Genomic DNA, 17980 nt, shown 5'->3' on the forward strand with positions numbered 1-17980 from the left:
ATTGTACCTATGACCCGCCCAATTTTAGAACTGCGACCTGGTCAGCATTTGACGCTGACGCCACAACTGCAGCAATCGATCCGATTGTTGCAGCTGTCCACGCTCGACCTCGAAGCCGAGATCTCGCAAGTGCTGGCGGAGAACCCGCTGCTGGAGCGCCAGGACGAAGCGCCGTCGGCCGAGGCGCCAGCGGAATCCGACCGCGAATCCTCCGTGCAGGACGACGAACCCGCCGCTGAGCGCGAGACGCCAGTGGATGAGATGCCGGGTTCCGGCGGCGTCTATCCCGACGAGGACTCCAGCCGGCCCGAGGCCGCGCGCCCTGACACGCTGCGCGAGCATCTGCTGGGCCAACTGGGGCTGACGCGGGCCGCCCCGAGGGACGTCGCGCTGGCCGGCCTCCTGATCGACGAACTGGACGAGAACGGGTACCTGGGATCGCCGCTGGAGGAAATCCTGGACTGGTTGCCGGCGGAACTGGAGCCGGACCTGGATGAACTGAAGGCGGCCCTGTCGCTGCTCCAGTCCTTCGATCCCCCAGGCATCGGCGCGCGCGACATGGCGGAATGCCTGCTGTTGCAGCTGCGCAACCCGGACCTGGAACACCTGCCTGAAGCGGCGGATGCCGCGGTATTGGCCTGTGCGCGCCAGATCTGCGCGCAGCACCTGGCCCTGTTGGCGACGGGCAACGCCGCGCGCCTGTGCGCCGCCGTGGGCTGCGATGAAGCCACGTTCCGTTCGGCCCATGCGCTGATCCGGCGCCTGGAGCCGCGTCCGGGGCGCGCCTGGACCGTGCCCGCGGCCGACTACGCCGTGCCCGACGTCATCGTGCGCAAGACCCGCGGCGGCTGGCAGGTGACCCTGAACAGCGCCGCCGTGCCCAAGCTGCAGATTAACGGGCTCTACGCCCAGATGCTGGGGAACCAAAAGGAATCCGCGCACGCGGGGCTGCAATCGCAGCTGCAGCAGGCACGCTGGATGATCCGCAATGTGGAGCAGCGCTTCGACACCATCCTGCGCGTAGCCCAGGCCATCGTGCAGCACCAGACGGCTTTTTTCAGCCAGGGGCCTGCCGCCATGCGGCCGCTCATCCTGAAGGACATCGCTGGCGAGCTCGGTTTGCACGAATCCACGATTTCACGGGCCACAACACAGAAGTACATGCTCACTCCGTTTGGCACGTTGGAGCTCAAGCGCTTCTTTGGCACGGGCGTGTCGACGGACGGCGGGGATGCCACCTCGGCCACGGCGATACAGACCTTCATCCGGCAGATGGTGGCGGAGGAGAACCGGGCCAAGCCTTTGTCCGATAGCCAGATCATGCAAAAGCTGGCCGATCAGGGGATAGTCATCGCCCGTCGGACGGTGGCAAAGTACCGCGAAGCGCTGCGGATAGCCCCGGCGGCATTGCGCAAGGCCCAGGCGGCCGCCCGTTGAGCATGCTTCGGAAATCAGGGACGGAATAGCGGAAATTCGTCCCTATTTTCAATGACTTGCGTGACACTTCGGTTGCAAATTTATTTGCGCGCGGGGCTTGCCAGTAGCAGAATAATTTTCGATAATTATTCTCATGTACATTTGCGTATGTAATGCCATCACCGAACGCCAAGTCCGCGCTAGCGTGGACGCAGGCGCGACGACGCTTTCCGACCTGCAATTCGAGCTGGGCGTAGCCACGTGCTGCGGCTGCTGTGCGGCTACCGCTACCGAATACCTGCCAGGCGGCCGCTGCTCCAGCGTGTGCGACGTGCGCTCCATTGCCGTTCCGGTCAATCCTCCGGCCACGCTGGTCGAGTCGGGCGCGCCCGCTGCCAACAGCAGCTTCCCGATTCCCCTCGTCGCTACCGCCTGAGGATCGTCGTCTATCTCCGGCTCGCTGCCGTCACGCAGCGAGCCGCATTGCTTCTTTCTCGCAAAACTCCCGGACGGTCATCGCCAATTGGCGTGCAGGCTCGCGCACCGTGTCGGCGAGGCATAGCGCCAGTTCGGTCGACGGTATCGGTGGCAGTCCTGCATCGATGATCCGATGGTCCGGCAAGAGGCAACGCCGCTCCAGCAGTGCCACCCCAAGTCCCCCCGTCAATGCAGCCTGCAAGCCCATGAGGTTCGGGCTTTCGTAGGCGATCCGCCAGTGCCGGCCCGCGGCTTCCAGGGCGTGGATGGCACGGTTGCGGTAGATGCAGCCCTGCGGGAATGCCACTAGCGGCACCGGCTCGGTCGGTGCGAGGTTCAGGCCGGGGCCGCAGATCCAATGCAAATGTTCGGGCCAGGCGGCCAAGGCGGCGCCAGCGCCCGGCTCACGCTTGAGCAGCGCGACGTCCAGGTCGCCCCGTTCCAGCGCGCGCGTGAGCGCGGAGGTCAGGTCGCAGCGGACCGATAGCCGCACGCCCGGCCGGGACCGTGCGAACTCCGCGACCACCATGGTCAGCTTGTCGGCCGCGAAATCGTCCGGCACGCCCAGCCGGATGACGTCCACGCGCTTGCGCCCGCTGACGGCTTCCCGGACTTCGGTTGATAGGGCCAACATCCGCCGCGCATAGCCCAGCAGGCGCTCGCCATCCTCGGTGAGCGAAACCTGCCGACCCTCACGGATGAACAGCGCGCATTCGAGGATTTCCTCGAGCTTGCGGATTTGCTGGCTGACGGTGGACTGGCTGCGGTGCACCCGTTCGCCGGCCGCCGTGAAGCCGCCGGCGTCCACCACGGACACGAAGCTGTGCAAAAGGTCGAGATCTGGCATCTGCGTGCTCAATGCATTCATTTTTCAAATACTTTCGATCCGAATAAAGAGTTTGTCAATGGATGAGGGGCCGCGCAGAATTCCTACATCCGCCGCAACTGCGGCAGCGCGTCCACCTCGGATTCCCCCCATGAAGGCCACCTCGACCCTGTCTGCCACCGCCATATCCGCCCCAGCCTCGCCGGGCATCAGCTGGGCTCCCATCGCGGCTTTCTGCTTTCTTTGGAGCTCGGCGTTCGCGGCAGCCAAGATCGCGGTGCGGGACTGTCCGCCGCTGACCTTGTTGACCATCCGCTTCCTGATCGCGGGCGCCCTGATGCTGGGCCTGGCAGCGGCCAGCGGCCGCTGGAAAATGCCGGGCGGGCGCGATCTGGTGGCGCTAATCCTGCTGGGCGTGCTGAACAACGCTCTATACCTGGGGCTGAGCTGGTCAGGCATGACAACGGTGTCGTCCGCATTCACTGCGGTGCTGATCAGCACCAACCCGCTGCTGATCGGCGTGCTGGCAGGCCCGGTACTGGGTGAGCGCCTGGGCTGGCGCAAGCTGCTCGGCCTGTGCCTGGGATTGGCGGGAGTGGCGCTGGTGCTGCGTTCGCGGCTGTCGGGCATGCAGGAGGACCTGCATGGCACGTTGCTGGTGACGGGAGGCCTGGTGGCGCTGGTGGCTGGCACGCTGCTCTACAAGCGTCTGAAGCCCTCCTCGGGCTTATGGACATCCACGGGCATACAGTCGCTCGCGGGCGCCGCGGCCTTGCTGCCCTTTGCGCTGATGCACGAGAGCATCGGCGACGCGCGCATGACCGCCAGCCTGTTCTGGAGCATGGCCTACATGATCGTCGCGGTCTCGATGGGCGGCTACTACCTGTGGTTCATGATTCTCGGCCGTGCCAGCGCCACGGCCGCCAGCGCGCTGCACTTCCTGATGCCGCCACTGGGGCTGCTGTTCGGATGGCTGGTGTTGGGCGAACACGTGTCGTGGCTGGACTTGCTGGGCATCGTGCCGATCGCATTCGGCATCTGGCTTGCGACGCGGCGGGCTGCATAGCGTGGAGTTGCCGCACCGTTGCCGCGCAGTTGTCGATCTGCAACGAAAGGGCCCGCGCGTGTCGCGCGCCCTTTCCGGCGGGCGCCGCCGCTGATTGGGGCCGGATCTCGCGGCATTCCGAGGCGCAATCCGCAGACTTGCCCGCGCACAGGCCGCATGGATGCTGTGCAGTGCATGCAAGGTATCACGCACGCATACTCATTCTCATTTTCCTAACGCTTTCTTCTTGTGGTCCTAAAGCGGTTTACCAAATGCAGCGCAAGGCTAGGCGCGGCCCTCCGGCTGGTGGTAGTCTGCCGGGGTTGCGTACGCGCGGCATCGTGCGCTCCTTTGTCGCGATGCATCTGCGTCGCGCCTGACTGCAAGGAGTCCATCATGAAAGGCGACAAAACCGTCATCCAGTTTCTGAACAAGCAACTGACCAACGAACTGACGGCCATCAACCAGTATTTCCTGCATGCCCGCATGCTGAACCATTGGGGTTTCGACAAGCTGGGCAAGCACGAGTACGAAGAATCCATCGGCGAAATGAAGCATGCGGATCGCCTGATCGAACGCATCTTCATGCTGGACGGCCTGCCCAACCTGCAAGACCTGCACAAGCTGCTGATCGGCGAAGACGTGCCGGAATTGCTGGCTTGTGACCTGAAGCTGGAGCAAGGCGCCCAGGCGACCGTGAAGGAAGCCATCGCGCATTGCGAATCGGTCCGAGATTACGTTTCGCGTGATCTGTTCCAGGATATCCTGGACGACACTGAAGAGCACATCGACTACCTGGAAACGCAGATCGACCTGATCGACAAGGTCGGTATCCAGAACTACCTGCAAAGCCAGATGTCCGTGCCGGAGTAATGTTCCGGTCATGAAAAATGGCGCCCCGCGGGGCGCCATTTTTTTGGTGTTGCGCGCGTTGCGCCGCAGGCCGGCCTTATTGCGGGCGGGCCGGGCACTCGGCCATGGTGCCCCAGGCGCGGTTGGGGCCGCAATACTTGTTGCGCGCGGCCCAAGAGCACGACGGGCGCTCGAAGAAGCCCTGCGTGGCGCAATGCGCCAGTTCACGCTTGAGCGCATCTTGCCAGCCCAGGGCGCCAGGCGCCTGCGCGGTGTTGGGGGGCGGCGCCTGGACCATTTGCGGCGTGCCGTAGCCACTGGCCTGGACCTGGCCGCCGCCGTTGATGGCGGTGGACGTGCCCGGCGCTTGCAGATCCAGCGTGCTGACATCCGAAGGGCCCGAGGGTAGCGGCACGTGCGAAGCCGCCGCGATTTCGCGGGCCTGGTCGGGGCTGATGCGGTCCCGCGAGATCTTCACCGACGGATCGCTGACGGTGTCGAACAGCGAAACGGTATTGACCTGCCATTCGCGGTCGGCGGGTTTGTCGGGCACGCCCAAGGTACCGTCGATGCGCGGTTGCGGAGGCTGGGCCACATAAGGACGGCCATTGGCATCCAGCACGGGCTGCTGGGAAGCCGCGGCATCCTGGCCAGGAGCAGGCGCGGCCACCGGCGCATGCGCCACCAGCCAATCACCCAATTGAATACCGCCCCAGGCCGACGCGCCAAGCGCGATCAGGAGCGTTGCGAATAAGAAACGCCAAGACATTGCTACCCTCATCTGCCGTGCGGAACCCGAACGGGTCTACGCTTTGTCTCCGAAAACCTTGCCGCCGTGCTCCCGCATGGCATGGAATTTCACATCGGGATACAGTTCTTCGGCTACGCGCAACTGCGCGGGAGAACCGATCAAAAACGCCGCCGCATCCACAACATCATAGGCGATATGGGCGGCATTGGCATCCATGAACTTGCGCAGCGCCTTGGGGTTTTCAGACGTAATCCAACGTGCCATTGTGTAGCGGGAAGGCATCATTCGCGCGTCCACGCCGTACTCGGTCTTCAGCCGGTGGGCGACCACTTCGAACTGCAGTTGGCCGACCGCGCCCAGCAGCAGGGAGCCGCCGGACGCCTCGGGACGGAACACCTGGATGGCGCCTTCCTCGCCCAATTGGGTGAGGCCGGTGCGCAACTGCTTGGTGCGCAGCGGATCCTTTACTTCCACCGCCTGGAACAACTCGGGGGCAAAGAACGGCAGGCCGGTGAACTGCAGCGTCTCGCCTTCGGTCAGCACGTCGCCCAGCTGCAGCACGCCGTGGTTGGGAATGCCGATCACATCGCCGGCATAGGCCTCATCCAGGAGCTCGCGCCGTTGCGACAGGAACGACACCACGTTGTTGGGGCGCATTTCCTTGTTGGTGCGCGCGACCTTCAGGCGCATGCCGCGCTCGAAGCGGCCCGAGCTGACGCGCACGAATGCAACGCGGTCGCGGTGGGCCGGGTCCATGTTGGCCTGCACTTTGAACACGACGCCGGTGAACTTGGGTTCTTCAGGCTGCACTTCCCGCTGCATGGCCGTGCGCGGGCCAGGGGGCGGCGCCTGTTCTACCAGCGCATCCAGCACTTCCTGCACGCCGAAGTTGTTGATGGCGGAGCCGAAGAACACGGGCGTCTGCTTGCCGGCCAGGAATTGGTCGCGGTCGAAGGCGGGCGCGGCTTCGTTGATGAGCTCGATCTCGCCGCTGGCCTGCTCGAACGCCGAGCCGAAGCGCTGCGCGATTTCCGGATTGGTCAGGCCTTCGATGAAGTCGTCGTTGTCGGAACGGCGTTCCTGCCCAGGGCGGAACACGCGCATGCGATCGCGGCGGATATCGAACACGCCGCCAAACGCCTTGCCCATGCCGACGGGCCACGAGAACGGCACCGCGTCCATGCCCAGGTGGCCTTCGATCTCGGACAGCAGCTCCAGCGGCTCGCGCACTTCGCGGTCCATCTTGTTGATGAACGTGATGATGGGCGTGTTGCGTGCCCGGCAGACCTGCAGCAGGCGGATGGTTTGAGGTTCAACGCCGTTGGCGGCATCGATCACCATGAGCGCGGCGTCCACGGCGGTCAGCACGCGGTAGGTGTCTTCGGAGAAGTCCTGGTGCCCCGGGGTGTCGAGCAGATTGATGACGCAATCGCGGTATTCCATCTGCATCACCGAGGACGCCACGGAAATGCCGCGTTGCTTTTCGATTTCCATCCAGTCGGATGACGCATGGCGCGATGCCTTGCGCGCCTTGACGCTGCCGGCGATCTGGATCGCGCCTGCGAACAGCAACAGCTTTTCGGTCAGTGTCGTCTTGCCCGCGTCGGGGTGGGAAATGATGGCGAACGTACGGCGCCGCGCTACTTCGTGAGGGATGTTCATGATCGGAAGGATTTTACTTGGCGCCGCTGTATCGCCCGGCGCGGTCCGGTATCGGGCATGAAAAGGCGCGGGGCATGCGCCGTCGCCGGCGCATGCCCCGCGCGTAGGTTCAGGAATGGCGGCGGAACGATGCCAGGAACACGCCTGCCAGGATGAACAGCGAACCGAAGGTGCGGTTCATCCAGCGAATATGCTTGGCGTCACGCAGCAGGCGCAGCACGCGCGCCGCCAGCAGCGTGTAGACGCCCATGGCCACCAGGTCGGTGAACGCCAGCGTGCCGGCCAGGGCCGCGTACTGAGGCACCAGCGGCAGCGAGGTGTCCACGAACTGCGGCACCACGGCCAGCAGGAACACCGTGCCCTTGGGGTTCATGGTGTTGATCAGGAAGCCGCGCAGGACCAGTTCACGGATCGAGGCGCGCTTGGGATCGCCCGCGTCCACCGCGACCGGCGCGGCGTCCGTGCGGATCTGGCGCACGCCCAGGTAAATCAGATAAGCCACGCCGAGGTACTTGACCACGTTGAAGGCCATTTCGGACGTGGCCAGCACGGCACCGAGGCCCACCGCCACCACCACGAACTGGAACAGGATGCCCATGATCAGGCCGGCCGTGTTCCAGTAGCCGCGCGCGAAGCCGTATTTCAGGCCGGACGACATCGCCGAGATCGCTCCCGCGCCAGGCGAGAACGAAATGGCCCAGGAGGCCAGGAAGAACGTCAACCAGGTGGATAAGGGCATGGCGCGGATCCGTGGGTAGCGGTAGCGGGATATTACTTGCTCAGCAGCGCGGCACGCGGGGTGCCGGCAGGACGTCCGGAACCGCCATTGCCTGCCGGGCGGGCGGACCCTTCCGGACGGCGGTGGTTCTGCTGCGGACGGCCTTCGTTGCGGCCAGCGTGGGCCGGACGGTCGGCGGGCTTGCCGTCGCGGGGGCCGTGGCTGGCGCGGCCTTCGCCGCCGGCACGGGCCGGCGCCGGGGCGCGGTTGCCTGAAGCTGCGCGTGGCTGGCCCTGGCCCTGGCTTTGCGCCGGACGCGAGCGGCCGCCGTTGCCATTGCCGCCGCGACCGCCATTGCGGCCGCCGCCGCCGCGCGGGCTGCGGTTGTCTTCGTCGCGTTCCTGGCGGTCGTAGGCCGCGGCGGTCGTGGCCGGCGGCGTCCAGCCTTCCACGGCCTTGCGTTCGATAGGCTTCTTGATCAGGCGCTCGATGTCCTTGAGCAGCTTGATTTCGCTATTGTCGACCAGCGAGATCGCGGCGCCGGTGGACCCAGCACGGCCGGTGCGGCCGATACGGTGCACATAGTCTTCAGGGACGTTGGGCAGTTCGAAGTTCACCACCTGTGGCAACTGGTCGATGTCCAGGCCACGCGCGGCGATGTCGGTCGCCACCAGCACCGTCACGGTGTTGTCCTTGAAGCCGGCCAGCGCGCGGGTGCGGGCCGATTGGCTTTTGTTGCCGTGGATCGCGGCGGCGGTCAGGCCATCCTTGACCAGCTTTTCGGCCAGGCGGTTGGCGCCGTGCTTGGTGCGGGTGAATACCAGCACCTGGTGCCAGCCGCTTTCGCGGATGATGTGGCTGATGAGGTCGCGCTTGTGGTGCTGTTCCACCAGGTGCACCGTCTGGGTGACCAGCTCGGTCGCGGTGTTGCGCGGGGTGACCGACACTTCGCCGGGGTTGTTCAGCACGCCGCGCGCGAGGGTGCGGATTTCGTCGGAGAACGTTGCCGAGAACAGCAGATTCTGGCGCTGCTTGGGCAAGAGAGCGAGGATCTTGCGGATGTCGCGGATGAAGCCCATGTCCAGCATGCGGTCGGCTTCGTCCAGCACCAGGATCTCGACGCCGGACAGGTCCACCGTCTTCTGGCCGCAATGATCCAAGAGGCGGCCGGGCGTGGCGACCAGGATGTCGAGCGGCTTTCTCAGCGCGGAGATCTGGGGATTGATATTGACGCCGCCGAACATCACCATGGACGACAGCGGGGTGTACTTGCCGTAGGTTTGCACCGATTCCTCGACCTGCGCGGTCAATTCACGCGTCGGGGTCAGGATCAGGCAGCGCGGCCGGCCAGGCTTGCGCTGCTCGGGTTTTTTCTGCATCAGCAGATGCAGGATGGGCAGCGTGAAGCCGGCGGTCTTGCCGGTGCCGGTCTGCGCGGCGGCGAGCAAATCGCCACCCTTGAGGACCTGGGGAATGGCCTGGGCCTGAATGGGAGTGGGTGCGGTGTAGCCGGTCTCGGCAATGGCGCGCAACAGGGAATCAGCCAGCCCGAGGTCGGCAAAAGGGGAAGAGGTAGTCAAAACAACTCCAGCGGCAGCCCGTCGCTCAAGTTGAGAGACTCCAATCCAGGCGGACGAATAAGGAGAAAAGGGAAGCGCCCTGATGGGCGAAGCTTGGCAGCGAAGGGCCTAGCGGACGTGTGCAGATTGGCAAAGCACACGAGGCGATTGTAGCTGATGTGGCGTGGCGGTACCGCCCGGGAGGGATGGCCCTGTATCAATAAGCAACATATTGCAGCGCCTTTGCACGAAATAAGTGTTTTCCCTAGGCTGTAATACCTATAATCCGTCCGCTTTCATCCATTTGAAGAATAAAGGATTGCAATGAAAAAATCGGCAATTTTGGGCCTTGTCGTCGCGCTGGGCGCGGTCTGGACCGGCACGGCCTGGTACACGGGCCAGAAGGCCGAGGCTTTCGTCAAGCAATCGATCGAGCAAGCCAATGTTGAACTGAAGAAGTTCGGCGAAAAATGGGGTGTGACCCCCGTGGTTGAGCTGGTGTCGTTCGACCGCGGCGTGTTTACGTCCACCGAGCGCTACCGCGTCAAGTTCACCGAGCCGGCTGCCGACGGCAAGCCGGCCCAGGATCACGAACTCGTATTCGTCGAGCACCTGGACCATGGTCCTTTCCCGCTGTCCAACCTGAAGTCGGGCTCCCTGGCTCCTGCCATGGTGGCCAGCCGCTTCCAGCTGGAAGAGACGCCCCTGGTCAAGGAATGGTTTGCCGCCGCCAAGGGCGCGGCGCCCCTGTCCGGCGCCTATAGCGTCAGCTACGCCAAGAACATCACCGGCAATTTCGACATGGCTCCGGTGGAATTCGCCAAGGACGCCAATAGCCTGAAGTTCTCGGGCATGAAGGGCGATGTGACCTACGCCACCGGCAGCAAGCACGGCACGGTTGCGCTGAACGCCGACAGCCTGGTGCTGGCGGGCGAATCCGAAGACAGCGACATCGTCAGCATGGCCATGTCGGGCCTGACCTTGACCAGCGACATGACGCCGGCCTCGAACGATATGTACGTGGGCAGCCAGAAGGTCGGCCTCAAGAACTGGACGATCACCTCCAAGGAAAAGCCGCCGGTCCAGCTCAAGGACACCGCCATCACCGTCGACATGACGGAAGCCAACTCGCTGATGGGCGTAAAGATGGCCATGGATTTCGGCATGATCAACGTGCAGGACAAGGACATGGCCGGCCTGAAGCTGGTCCTGGACGCCCAGAAGCTGGATTCGAAGGCCTTCAAGGCGTTGAACGATGTCTATGAAGCCGCGTCGCGCCGCATGATGCAGAGCAAGGACGAGGAACAGGCTCCCCAGTTCACGGATGAGGAAAAGCAGGTCATCAAGACCAACGTCGAACTGCTGTTGGCTGGCAATCCGACGCTGGCGGTGTCGCCGCTGGAAGTGCGCACGGCCAATGGCACGTCGACCTTCAACCTGGACCTGGACATGGCCAAGCCGGCCTCGCTGGACGGCGAATTCGCCGATACGTTGATGCAGACGATCCGCAAGCTCAACGCCAAGCTGGTGCTGTCCAAGGGCAACCTGAGCGACCTGATGGCCATCGAGCCGCAGGTGCGTGGCGTGCCGGCCGAGCAGGCTCAGCAAACCGCCAAGGGCCAGGCTGAAATGGTGGGCACCATGGCTACCGCCATGGGCATGGCCAAGGTCGAGAACAACAACATCGTGACCTACCTGAACTACGCCGACGGCCAGGTCGACTTCAATGGCAAGAAGATGCCTGTTGAACAGTTCCTGATGATGGTGATGAGCGGCGCGATGGGCGGCGCTCGCTAAACCGGGCGAACCGTCCGCAGCAGAGGCGGTATCGAAGGCCGCCGCGCCCAGGGCGCGGCGGCTTTTTCATTTGCGGTTCCGGGCCGGGGTCGGCTCAGAGCGGCAAGGCGCCGGCCGCGACTTCCCCGTTACGCAGCACTGCGACGTGGAAGCGCTTGTCGGCCGCTTTCGTGATGTCTTCGGTGGGATCGCCCTGCACCAGCAGCAGGTCGGCCACATTGCCATCGGCGATGGCGCCGTGCAGGTCCATGCCCATCAAGTCGTGGCCGCGCGACGTACCGGCAATCAGGGCATCCACGGGCGTCATGCCGAACTCCACCATGTAGGCAAGTTCCATGGCGTTCTCGCCATGCAGGTTGAACGGGGTGCCGGCGTCGGTGCCCAGTGCGATGCGTCCGCCTGCCTTGTAGTACATCTGAAACGATTCGCGGTGGCGCTGTTCCACCGCGCGCGCCTTTTCGACGGCATAGGCGGGGATACCGTTGTCGGCATTGGCGATGATGTTGCGCACGGCTGCGATGGTGGGCACCAGATAGGTCTGGGCGTCCAGCATCTCGCGCAGGCACTCATCGTCCATGAAGATGCCGTGTTCGATCGAGTCGATGCCGGCGCGCACCGCATTCAGAATGCCCAGCGTGCCTTGCGCATGGCTGGCGGTGCTTTTGCGGAAACGCTTGGCTTCATGCACGCCAGCCTTCATTTCATCGAAGCTGTAATGCGCGTCCATGGGGCTGACGCCCGGCGTCATGACGCCGCCCGTGGCCATGATCTTCACCAGGTCGCAACCGGCGTGCACCTGCTCGCGAACGGCCTTGATCACGTCTTCACAGCCATCGGCGACACGGCCGATGCGGTTGCCGTGGCCGCCCGTCATGCAGATGATGCGGCCCGAGGCCTTGATCGTGGGCCCTGGAAACACACCGCGCGCGATGGCGTCGCGCACACCGAACTCCAGGTAGTCCTTGCCGCCGCAATCGCGCAGCGCGGTGACGCCGCCGCGCAGGCTGGCCTGGGCGTTTTCCAGCGCGGTCAGCGTGATCTGGGCCGGACCCTGCTTGCTCAGTTGGGCGTTCGGATCGGCCCCGCCCGTGTAGACCAGGTGGACGTGGCAGTCGGCCAGGCTGGGCATCAGGGTCATGCCGTCGGTGCGTACGGTGATGCCCGCATACCCGGAGAACTCACCGGCCGGCGCCACGCGCGCGATGTGCCGGTCTTCGACCAGCACGCCGTGGTTGGGCAGCAGCTTGCCCTTGCCGTCGAAAACCTGGCCGCCTATGAACAGGGTCTGTCGTGTTGCCGTCATGTCTCGCTCCGGATTGCGCCTGGCGCTACTCCGCCACGTCCAGGCCCTCGCGGGACATGGATTGCAGGCGGGGCATGAGGCCAAGCAGGTGTTGGCTGTAGGGATGCTGCGGGCGTTCGAAGAGGTCTTCGGTATCTGCCACTTCCAGGAGCTCGCCATAGCGCATTACGCCCACGCGGTCGCACATCTGGCGGATCACCGGCAGATCGTGGCTGATGAACAGCATGGTCAGGCCGAGTTCCTCTTGCAGGTCTTTCAGCAGATTCAGGATCTGCGCCTGGATCGAGACGTCCAGCGCCGAGGTCGGTTCGTCGCAGATCAGGAAGCGGGGGCGCGTGGCCAGGGCGCGGGCGATGCAGATGCGTTGACGCTGTCCGCCTGAAAATTCGTGCGGGAAGCGTTCGGCGGCGCGGTCGCCCAGGCCTACCACGTCCAACAAGTCGGCCACGATGCGGCGTGCTTCCGCTTCATTTGCGGCGAGCTTGTGGAAGCGGATCGGTTCGGCCACGATGTCCAGCACGCGCATGCGCGGATTGAGCGAGGAAAACGGATCCTGGAAGATCATCTGGATCTGCCGCCGGAACGGGTTCAGCTGCTTTTCGCCCTTGAGCGCGGTCAGGTCGGTGCCACCAAAATTGACCGAGCCTTCACTGGGCGTGTACAGGCCGGAGATCAGCCGCGCGACGGTGGACTTGCCGGAACCGGACTCGCCCACCAAGCCGAATACCTCGCCCTCGCCAATCGAGAAGTTGACGCGCTTGACCGCGTCCAGCGTGCGCTGGTTGCGCTTGAGCAGCGCGCTCTTCAAGACGAAGCGCATGCTCAAGTCGCACACCTGCACCAGCGGGCCGTCAGTGCGCGCGCCGAAGTCGCGGCGCTGCCCGAGCCAGTGCGTGGCCAGGTCCAGCGGTTGCGCGGGCTTCTTCACGTCCTCGATGTAAGTGACCAGCGGGAAGCGCTTGAGCTTGATATCGGGACGCGGCACGGCCGAGATCAAGCTGCGGGTGTACGGATGGTCGGGATCGCCCAGGATCTTGGCGGTAGGACCCTGTTCGACCAGTTTGCCGTGATACAGCACCGCCACGCGGTCAGTCACGTCCGCGATCACGCCCATGTCGTGCGTGATGATGATCATGCCGACCTGCTCTTCACGGCAAAGCTTCTTGAGCAGTTCCAGGATCTGAGCCTGGATGGACACGTCGAGCGCGGTGGTGGGCTCGTCGGCAATGATGACTTCGGGTTCGCAGCACAGTGCCAGCGCGATCACCACGCGCTGCCGCATGCCGCCGGAGAATTGATGCGGGTACTGTTTGACGCGCAGCTCCGGCTTGTCGATGCCGACTTGCGCCAGCAACTGCACGGCGCGCTTTTGCGCTTCGGCCTGCGACAGGTTCAGGTGTACCTGCATGGTTTCGACCAGCTGGCTTTCCACCGTCTGCAGCGGGTCAAGCGAGGTCAGCGGATCCTGAAAGATCATGCCGATGCGGCGGCCGCGAACTTTGCGTTTTTGCGCGGGATTGAGCGTGTCGATGCGTTCGCCGTTCAGCAGCACGGCGCCGCCGGCCAGGCGGCCCGGCGCTTCCAGCAGGCCGATCACGGCATTGCCTATGGTGGACTTGCCGGCGCCCGATTCGCCCACCACCCCGAGGATCTCGCCCTTTTCCAGCGAGAGCGAGACGCCGTCCACGGCCACCAGCGTGCCGCGGCGACTGGGAAATTCGATGCGGATGTCTTCAATGTTCAACAGGGCCATGGCGTCCTCAGCGCAGCTTGGGGTTGAGCGCGTCGCGCAGCCAGTCGCCCAGCAGGTTGACCGACAGCACCAGCGCCACCAGCGCGATGCCGGGGAATATGGAGATCCACCACATGCCGGAGAAGAGGTAGCTGTTGCCGATGCGGATCAATGTGCCCAACGACGGCGCCGTGGGTGGCACGCCCACGCCCAGGAACGAAAGCGTGGCTTCTGTGATGATGGCGATGGCCAGGTGGATGGTGGCGATGACCAGCACCGGCCCCATGACGTTGGGCAGGATATGCCGGCGCAGGATGGTGAAGGGACCAATGCCGATGAGGCGGGCTGCCTGCACGTATTCCTTGTTGCGTTCCACCAGCGTGGAACCGCGCACGGTGCGGGCGTATTGCACCCAGCCGGAGATGCCGATGGCGAAGATCAGCACGTATAGCGCCAACTGGTCGTGCATGTCGCGCGGCAAGAGGCCCCGCGCCACGCCGTCGATCAGCAGCGCTACCAGGATGGCAGGGAACGACAGCTGCACGTCGGCGATGCGCATGATGAAGCTGTCCACGCGGCCGCCGGCGTAGCCGCTGATAAGGCCCAGCGTCACGCCCAGCACCATAGAGAACAGCACTGAGGCAAAGCCCACCAGCAACGACACGCGCGAACCGTACAGCACGGCCGACAGGATGTCGCGGCCCTGGTCGTCGGTGCCCAACAGGAAGTCGGGACTGCCGCCCTCTTCCCACGACGGCGGCGTGTTGGCGTCCATGATGCTCAAGGACGCCAGGTCGAAGGGGTTGTGCGGCGCGACGACAGGCGCAAACAGCGCACCCAGCAAGATGGCCAGCGTGACGATCGCGGCGATGATCGCGCCCGGCGAACGCTTGAAGCTGTGCCAGAGGTCACTGTCCGCCGCGCGGGTGAAGAATGGAGCGATGCGAGCAATCATATGATTTCCTTTTTTACCGCCGGGCCGTCCCAAGGTAAAAAGCGCCCCCTCGGGGGGCAGCAAGCCGCAGGCGCGGCGTGGGGGTTATTCATCATTTGCTCTGCACGCGCAGACGCGGGTCCACGGCGAAGTACAGCAGGTCGACGACCAGGTTGATGAGCACGAACATGAAGGCGATCAGCACCAGGTAGGCGGCCATGACGGGGATGTCCACCATGCTGATGGCCTGGATGAACAACAGCCCCATGCCGGGCCACTGGAACACCGTCTCGGTGATGATGGCGAAAGCGATGATGGAGCCCAGCTGCAGCCCCGTGATCGTAATCACGGGGACCATCGTGTTCTTCAGGGCATGGCGGAAATTGATCAGGCGTTCCGGCAGGCCGCGGGCGCGCGCAAACTTGATGAAGTCGGCGCGCAGCACCTCCAGCATCTCTGCGCGCACCAGGCGCATGATCAGCGTCATCTGGAAAAGCGCCAATGTGATGGCCGGCATGATCAGCGCCAGCCAGCCGGATTTGGTCAGGAACCCCGTGGTCCACCAGCCCAGGCTGACTACGTCGCCGCGCCCGAAGCTTGGCAGCCATCGCAGCTGCACCCCAAAGACCAGGATTAGCAGGATGCCGATAAGGAACGTGGGCAGTGAGATGCCGGCCAGTGAAATTGCCATGAAAGTCTTGGACAGCACGCCGTGGCGCTTGAGCGCGGTGTAGATGCCCATCGGGATGCCAAGCGCCAGCGCCATGACGGCGGAGACGAACGACAGTTCCAGCGTAGCGGGCATGCGCTCTTCAAGCAGTTCGCTGACTGGTCGGCGCTGGCGGTATGAAATGCCGAAATCACCTTGCGCAGCGTTGCCGACGAAGCGCGCAAACTGGACCACGAAAGGGTCGTCCAGGCCGAGTTCGCCGCGCAGTTGCGCGCGTTGTTCAGGCGTGGTGTCCTGGCCGACCATGCTGGCTACCGGATCGCCGACATAGCGGAACATGGAGAACGCGATCAGCGCCACCGTCAACATCACCAGCACCGACTGGATAAGCCGTTGCGCAATAAAGGAAAGCATTATCGGGAGCCCTCGTTTGCAGATGACGCCGGGCCGCGTTTCCGTTGCAAGCGGGAAGCGGGGCTGGGCCGGGCGCGCCCGGATGGCTTGCGCCGTCCGGGGCTCACATCGTCAGGGATTTACGGCAGGACGACGTCGCGCAGGTCGAGCACGTCGTCGGCGCGCTGGATGACCTTGATGTTGTCCTTCACGCCCCAGGACATGGGTTGCTGGTGCAGCGGCAGGTAGCCGAAGTCGCTGCGCACGATGCCGAAGGCTTCCTTGATCATCGCGTTGCGCTTGGCCTGGTCGGTTTCCACGCCGATCTTGTCGGTGAGCTCGTCGACCTTCTTGTTGCAGTAGCCGCCCAGATTGAACTGCCCGGCCGCGGTCTTGGCATTGCGGCACGAGGTGAGGTTCAGCAGCGTGTTGTGCGCGTCGGTGGAGCTGGGCGTCCAACCCAGCATGTACATGCTGGTCTGGTTGCCGGCCTGCAGCAGGATCTTGCCGAAGTACTTGGACTTGGTCTGCGCCAGCAGGTTGATCTTGATGCCCACACGCGCGAGCATGCCGGCCACGGCCTGGCAGACCTTTTCGTCGTTGACGTAGCGGTCGTTCGGGCAGTCCATGGTCACGGTGAAGCCTTTGGGATAGCCTGCTTCGGCCAGCAGCTTCTTGGCACGTTCGGGATCCGGCTTGTACGGCGCGCCGAAGGAATCGTCATAACCGTTGATGGCGGTGGCGATGAGCGAGCCCAGCGGCTTGGCCGCCCCGCGCATGATCTTCTCGTTGATGGCCTTGGTATCCACGGCCAGCACCACGGCTTCACGCACCTTGGGATCCTTGAAGGGGTTCTTGCCCTTCACGTCCGAGAACAGCAGTTCGTCGCGGTCCTGGTCCATGCCGATGAAGATGGCGCGTGCTTCGGGCGCGGTCAGCGGCTTTACGCCCTTGGCGTCTTCGAGACGTTTCCAGTCCTGCACGGGCACGGGCTGCACCAGGTCCATTTCGCCGGAGATCAGCGCCGCGACGCGGGTGGCTTCCTGCGTGATCGGCTGGAAGATGACCTCGTCCACGTTGGTCTTGATGTTCTTGTTCCAGTAGCCGTCGTAGCGCTTGAGCACCGTCTTCACGTCGGGCTGGCGCGAGACCAGCATGAATGGGCCAGTGCCGTTGGCGTTGAGGTTGGCGTAGTTGCCCTGGTTGTCGCCCTTGACGTTGGTGGCTTCGGTGGTCTTGTTCTTTTCAGCCCACGACTTGCTCATGATGTACAGGAACACCCATTCGCGCGGCAGGATGGGGTTGGGCGTGGGCGTGGTGACCTCGATGGTGTAATCGTCGACCTTCTTGATGTCCGAGGCCTTGGCGCCATAGCCCTTCATGTCGGAGCCCGGCGTCAGGCTGCGCTTCCAGGAGAAGATGACGTCGTCCGCCGTGAACGGCGAACCGTCGTGGAATTTCACGCCCTTGCGCAGCTTGAACACCCATTTGGTGGGTTCTGGGTTTTCCCAGCTTTCCGCCAGCAATGGAGTGAGTTTCAGGTTGCCGTCGTAGCCGGCCAGCGTTTCGTAGATGTTGCCCTGGAAGCCGAGCGTGAACGTTTCGTTCAGGGCCATCGGATCCATGGACGTCGCATCGCCTTGGTAGGACCAATGAAAGGTCTTGGCGGCCGCGCCGGCGCTGAATGCCAGCGAGGCGGCGACGGCGGCGGCGAGCGCAGCTTGCTTCAGGTGGGGAATAGTACGCATAGCCCTCATGCTCCGTTGGTGCGCGGATAGCGCGACAGAAGTGACAGGGCCCCGGCCCCATGGGGAACCGGGGCATGGCGTTGCTGCTTACGACGAA

At 64.1% G+C, this 17980-nt stretch carries 15 protein-coding genes; 5 read left to right on the top strand and 10 right to left on the bottom strand.

All coding sequences use genetic code 11. The features are described from left to right. Positions 1–9: 9 nt before the first annotated feature. Positions 10–1437 (top strand): RNA polymerase factor sigma-54, encoded by a 1428-nt coding sequence (rpoN, locus tag CEY08_RS06390; RefSeq protein WP_456298154.1) that lies wholly within the window; start codon positions 10–12, stop codon positions 1435–1437. Positions 1438–1570: 133 nt separating this feature from the next. Next, positions 1571–1852, top strand: a complete 282-nt coding sequence (locus CEY08_RS06395; protein WP_042795745.1) for a (2Fe-2S)-binding protein — start codon at positions 1571–1573, stop codon at positions 1850–1852. A 30-nt stretch (positions 1853–1882) separates the two neighbouring features. Here the strand turns inward: CEY08_RS06395 and CEY08_RS06400 are convergent, their stop codons facing one another. Further along, positions 1883–2740: a LysR substrate-binding domain-containing protein gene (locus CEY08_RS06400; RefSeq protein WP_042795744.1), complete on the bottom strand. Its 858-nt coding sequence runs from the start codon at positions 2738–2740 to the stop codon at positions 1883–1885. A gap of 130 nt (positions 2741–2870) precedes the next feature. Between CEY08_RS06400 and CEY08_RS06405 the strand changes: the two genes are divergently transcribed. Both CEY08_RS06405 and bfr read left to right on the top strand, forming a co-directional pair. Further along, on the top strand, positions 2871–3785 hold the full coding sequence (locus CEY08_RS06405; protein ID WP_042795742.1) for a DMT family transporter: 915 nt from the start codon (positions 2871–2873) through the stop codon (positions 3783–3785). 375 nt (positions 3786–4160) lie between these two features. After that, positions 4161–4637, top strand: a complete 477-nt coding sequence (gene bfr, locus CEY08_RS06410) for a bacterioferritin (RefSeq protein ID WP_042795741.1) — start codon at positions 4161–4163, stop codon at positions 4635–4637. A 76-nt stretch (positions 4638–4713) separates the two neighbouring features. Here bfr and CEY08_RS06415 read toward each other — a convergent pair whose 3' ends face one another. The 4 genes from CEY08_RS06415 to CEY08_RS06430 all read right to left on the bottom strand — a co-directional run bounded on the left by CEY08_RS06415 (position 4714) and on the right by CEY08_RS06430 (position 9327). After that, positions 4714–5397 (bottom strand): hypothetical protein, encoded by a 684-nt coding sequence (locus CEY08_RS06415; protein WP_170946311.1) that lies wholly within the window; start codon positions 5395–5397, stop codon positions 4714–4716. 24 nt (positions 5398–5421) lie between these two features. Next, positions 5422–7029: a peptide chain release factor 3 gene (locus CEY08_RS06420; protein ID WP_042795739.1), complete on the bottom strand. Its 1608-nt coding sequence runs from the start codon at positions 7027–7029 to the stop codon at positions 5422–5424. 109 nt (positions 7030–7138) lie between these two features. Further along, positions 7139–7768 (bottom strand): LysE family translocator, encoded by a 630-nt coding sequence (locus CEY08_RS06425; RefSeq protein WP_042797460.1) that lies wholly within the window; start codon positions 7766–7768, stop codon positions 7139–7141. A 32-nt stretch (positions 7769–7800) separates the two neighbouring features. Continuing rightward, positions 7801–9327: a DEAD/DEAH box helicase gene (locus CEY08_RS06430; RefSeq protein WP_063639193.1), complete on the bottom strand. Its 1527-nt coding sequence runs from the start codon at positions 9325–9327 to the stop codon at positions 7801–7803. Between the two features lie 303 nt (positions 9328–9630). Here CEY08_RS06430 and CEY08_RS06435 point away from each other — a divergent pair, with 303 nt between their 5' ends. Then, positions 9631–11103, top strand: a complete 1473-nt coding sequence (locus CEY08_RS06435; protein WP_042795738.1) for a YdgA family protein — start codon at positions 9631–9633, stop codon at positions 11101–11103. Positions 11104–11197: 94 nt separating this feature from the next. Here the strand turns inward: CEY08_RS06435 and CEY08_RS06440 are convergent, their stop codons facing one another. The 5 genes from CEY08_RS06440 to CEY08_RS06460 form a co-directional block, all read right to left on the bottom strand. After that, positions 11198–12406, bottom strand: coding sequence for a metal-dependent hydrolase family protein (locus CEY08_RS06440; RefSeq protein ID WP_063639194.1), 1209 nt, complete (start codon positions 12404–12406; stop codon positions 11198–11200). 25 nt (positions 12407–12431) lie between these two features. Next, positions 12432–14159, bottom strand: coding sequence for an ABC transporter ATP-binding protein (locus tag CEY08_RS06445; protein WP_076816971.1), 1728 nt, complete (start codon positions 14157–14159; stop codon positions 12432–12434). Positions 14160–14166: 7 nt separating this feature from the next. Then, on the bottom strand, positions 14167–15093 hold the full coding sequence (locus CEY08_RS06450) for an ABC transporter permease (protein ID WP_042795734.1): 927 nt from the start codon (positions 15091–15093) through the stop codon (positions 14167–14169). Between the two features lie 91 nt (positions 15094–15184). Continuing rightward, entirely contained in the window at positions 15185–16156 is a 972-nt protein-coding gene (locus CEY08_RS06455; protein ID WP_042795733.1) for an ABC transporter permease, read from the bottom strand. Between the two features lie 119 nt (positions 16157–16275). Then, positions 16276–17883 carry an ABC transporter substrate-binding protein gene (locus tag CEY08_RS06460; RefSeq protein WP_042795732.1) on the bottom strand — a complete coding sequence of 536 codons (1608 nt, stop codon included), beginning with the start codon at positions 17881–17883 and terminating at the stop codon, positions 16276–16278. Between the last annotated feature and the right edge of the window lie 97 nt (positions 17884–17980).

It is taken from the genome of Achromobacter insolitus, from assembly GCF_002209555.1.
GTDB lineage: Bacteria > Pseudomonadota > Gammaproteobacteria > Burkholderiales > Burkholderiaceae_B > Achromobacter > Achromobacter insolitus.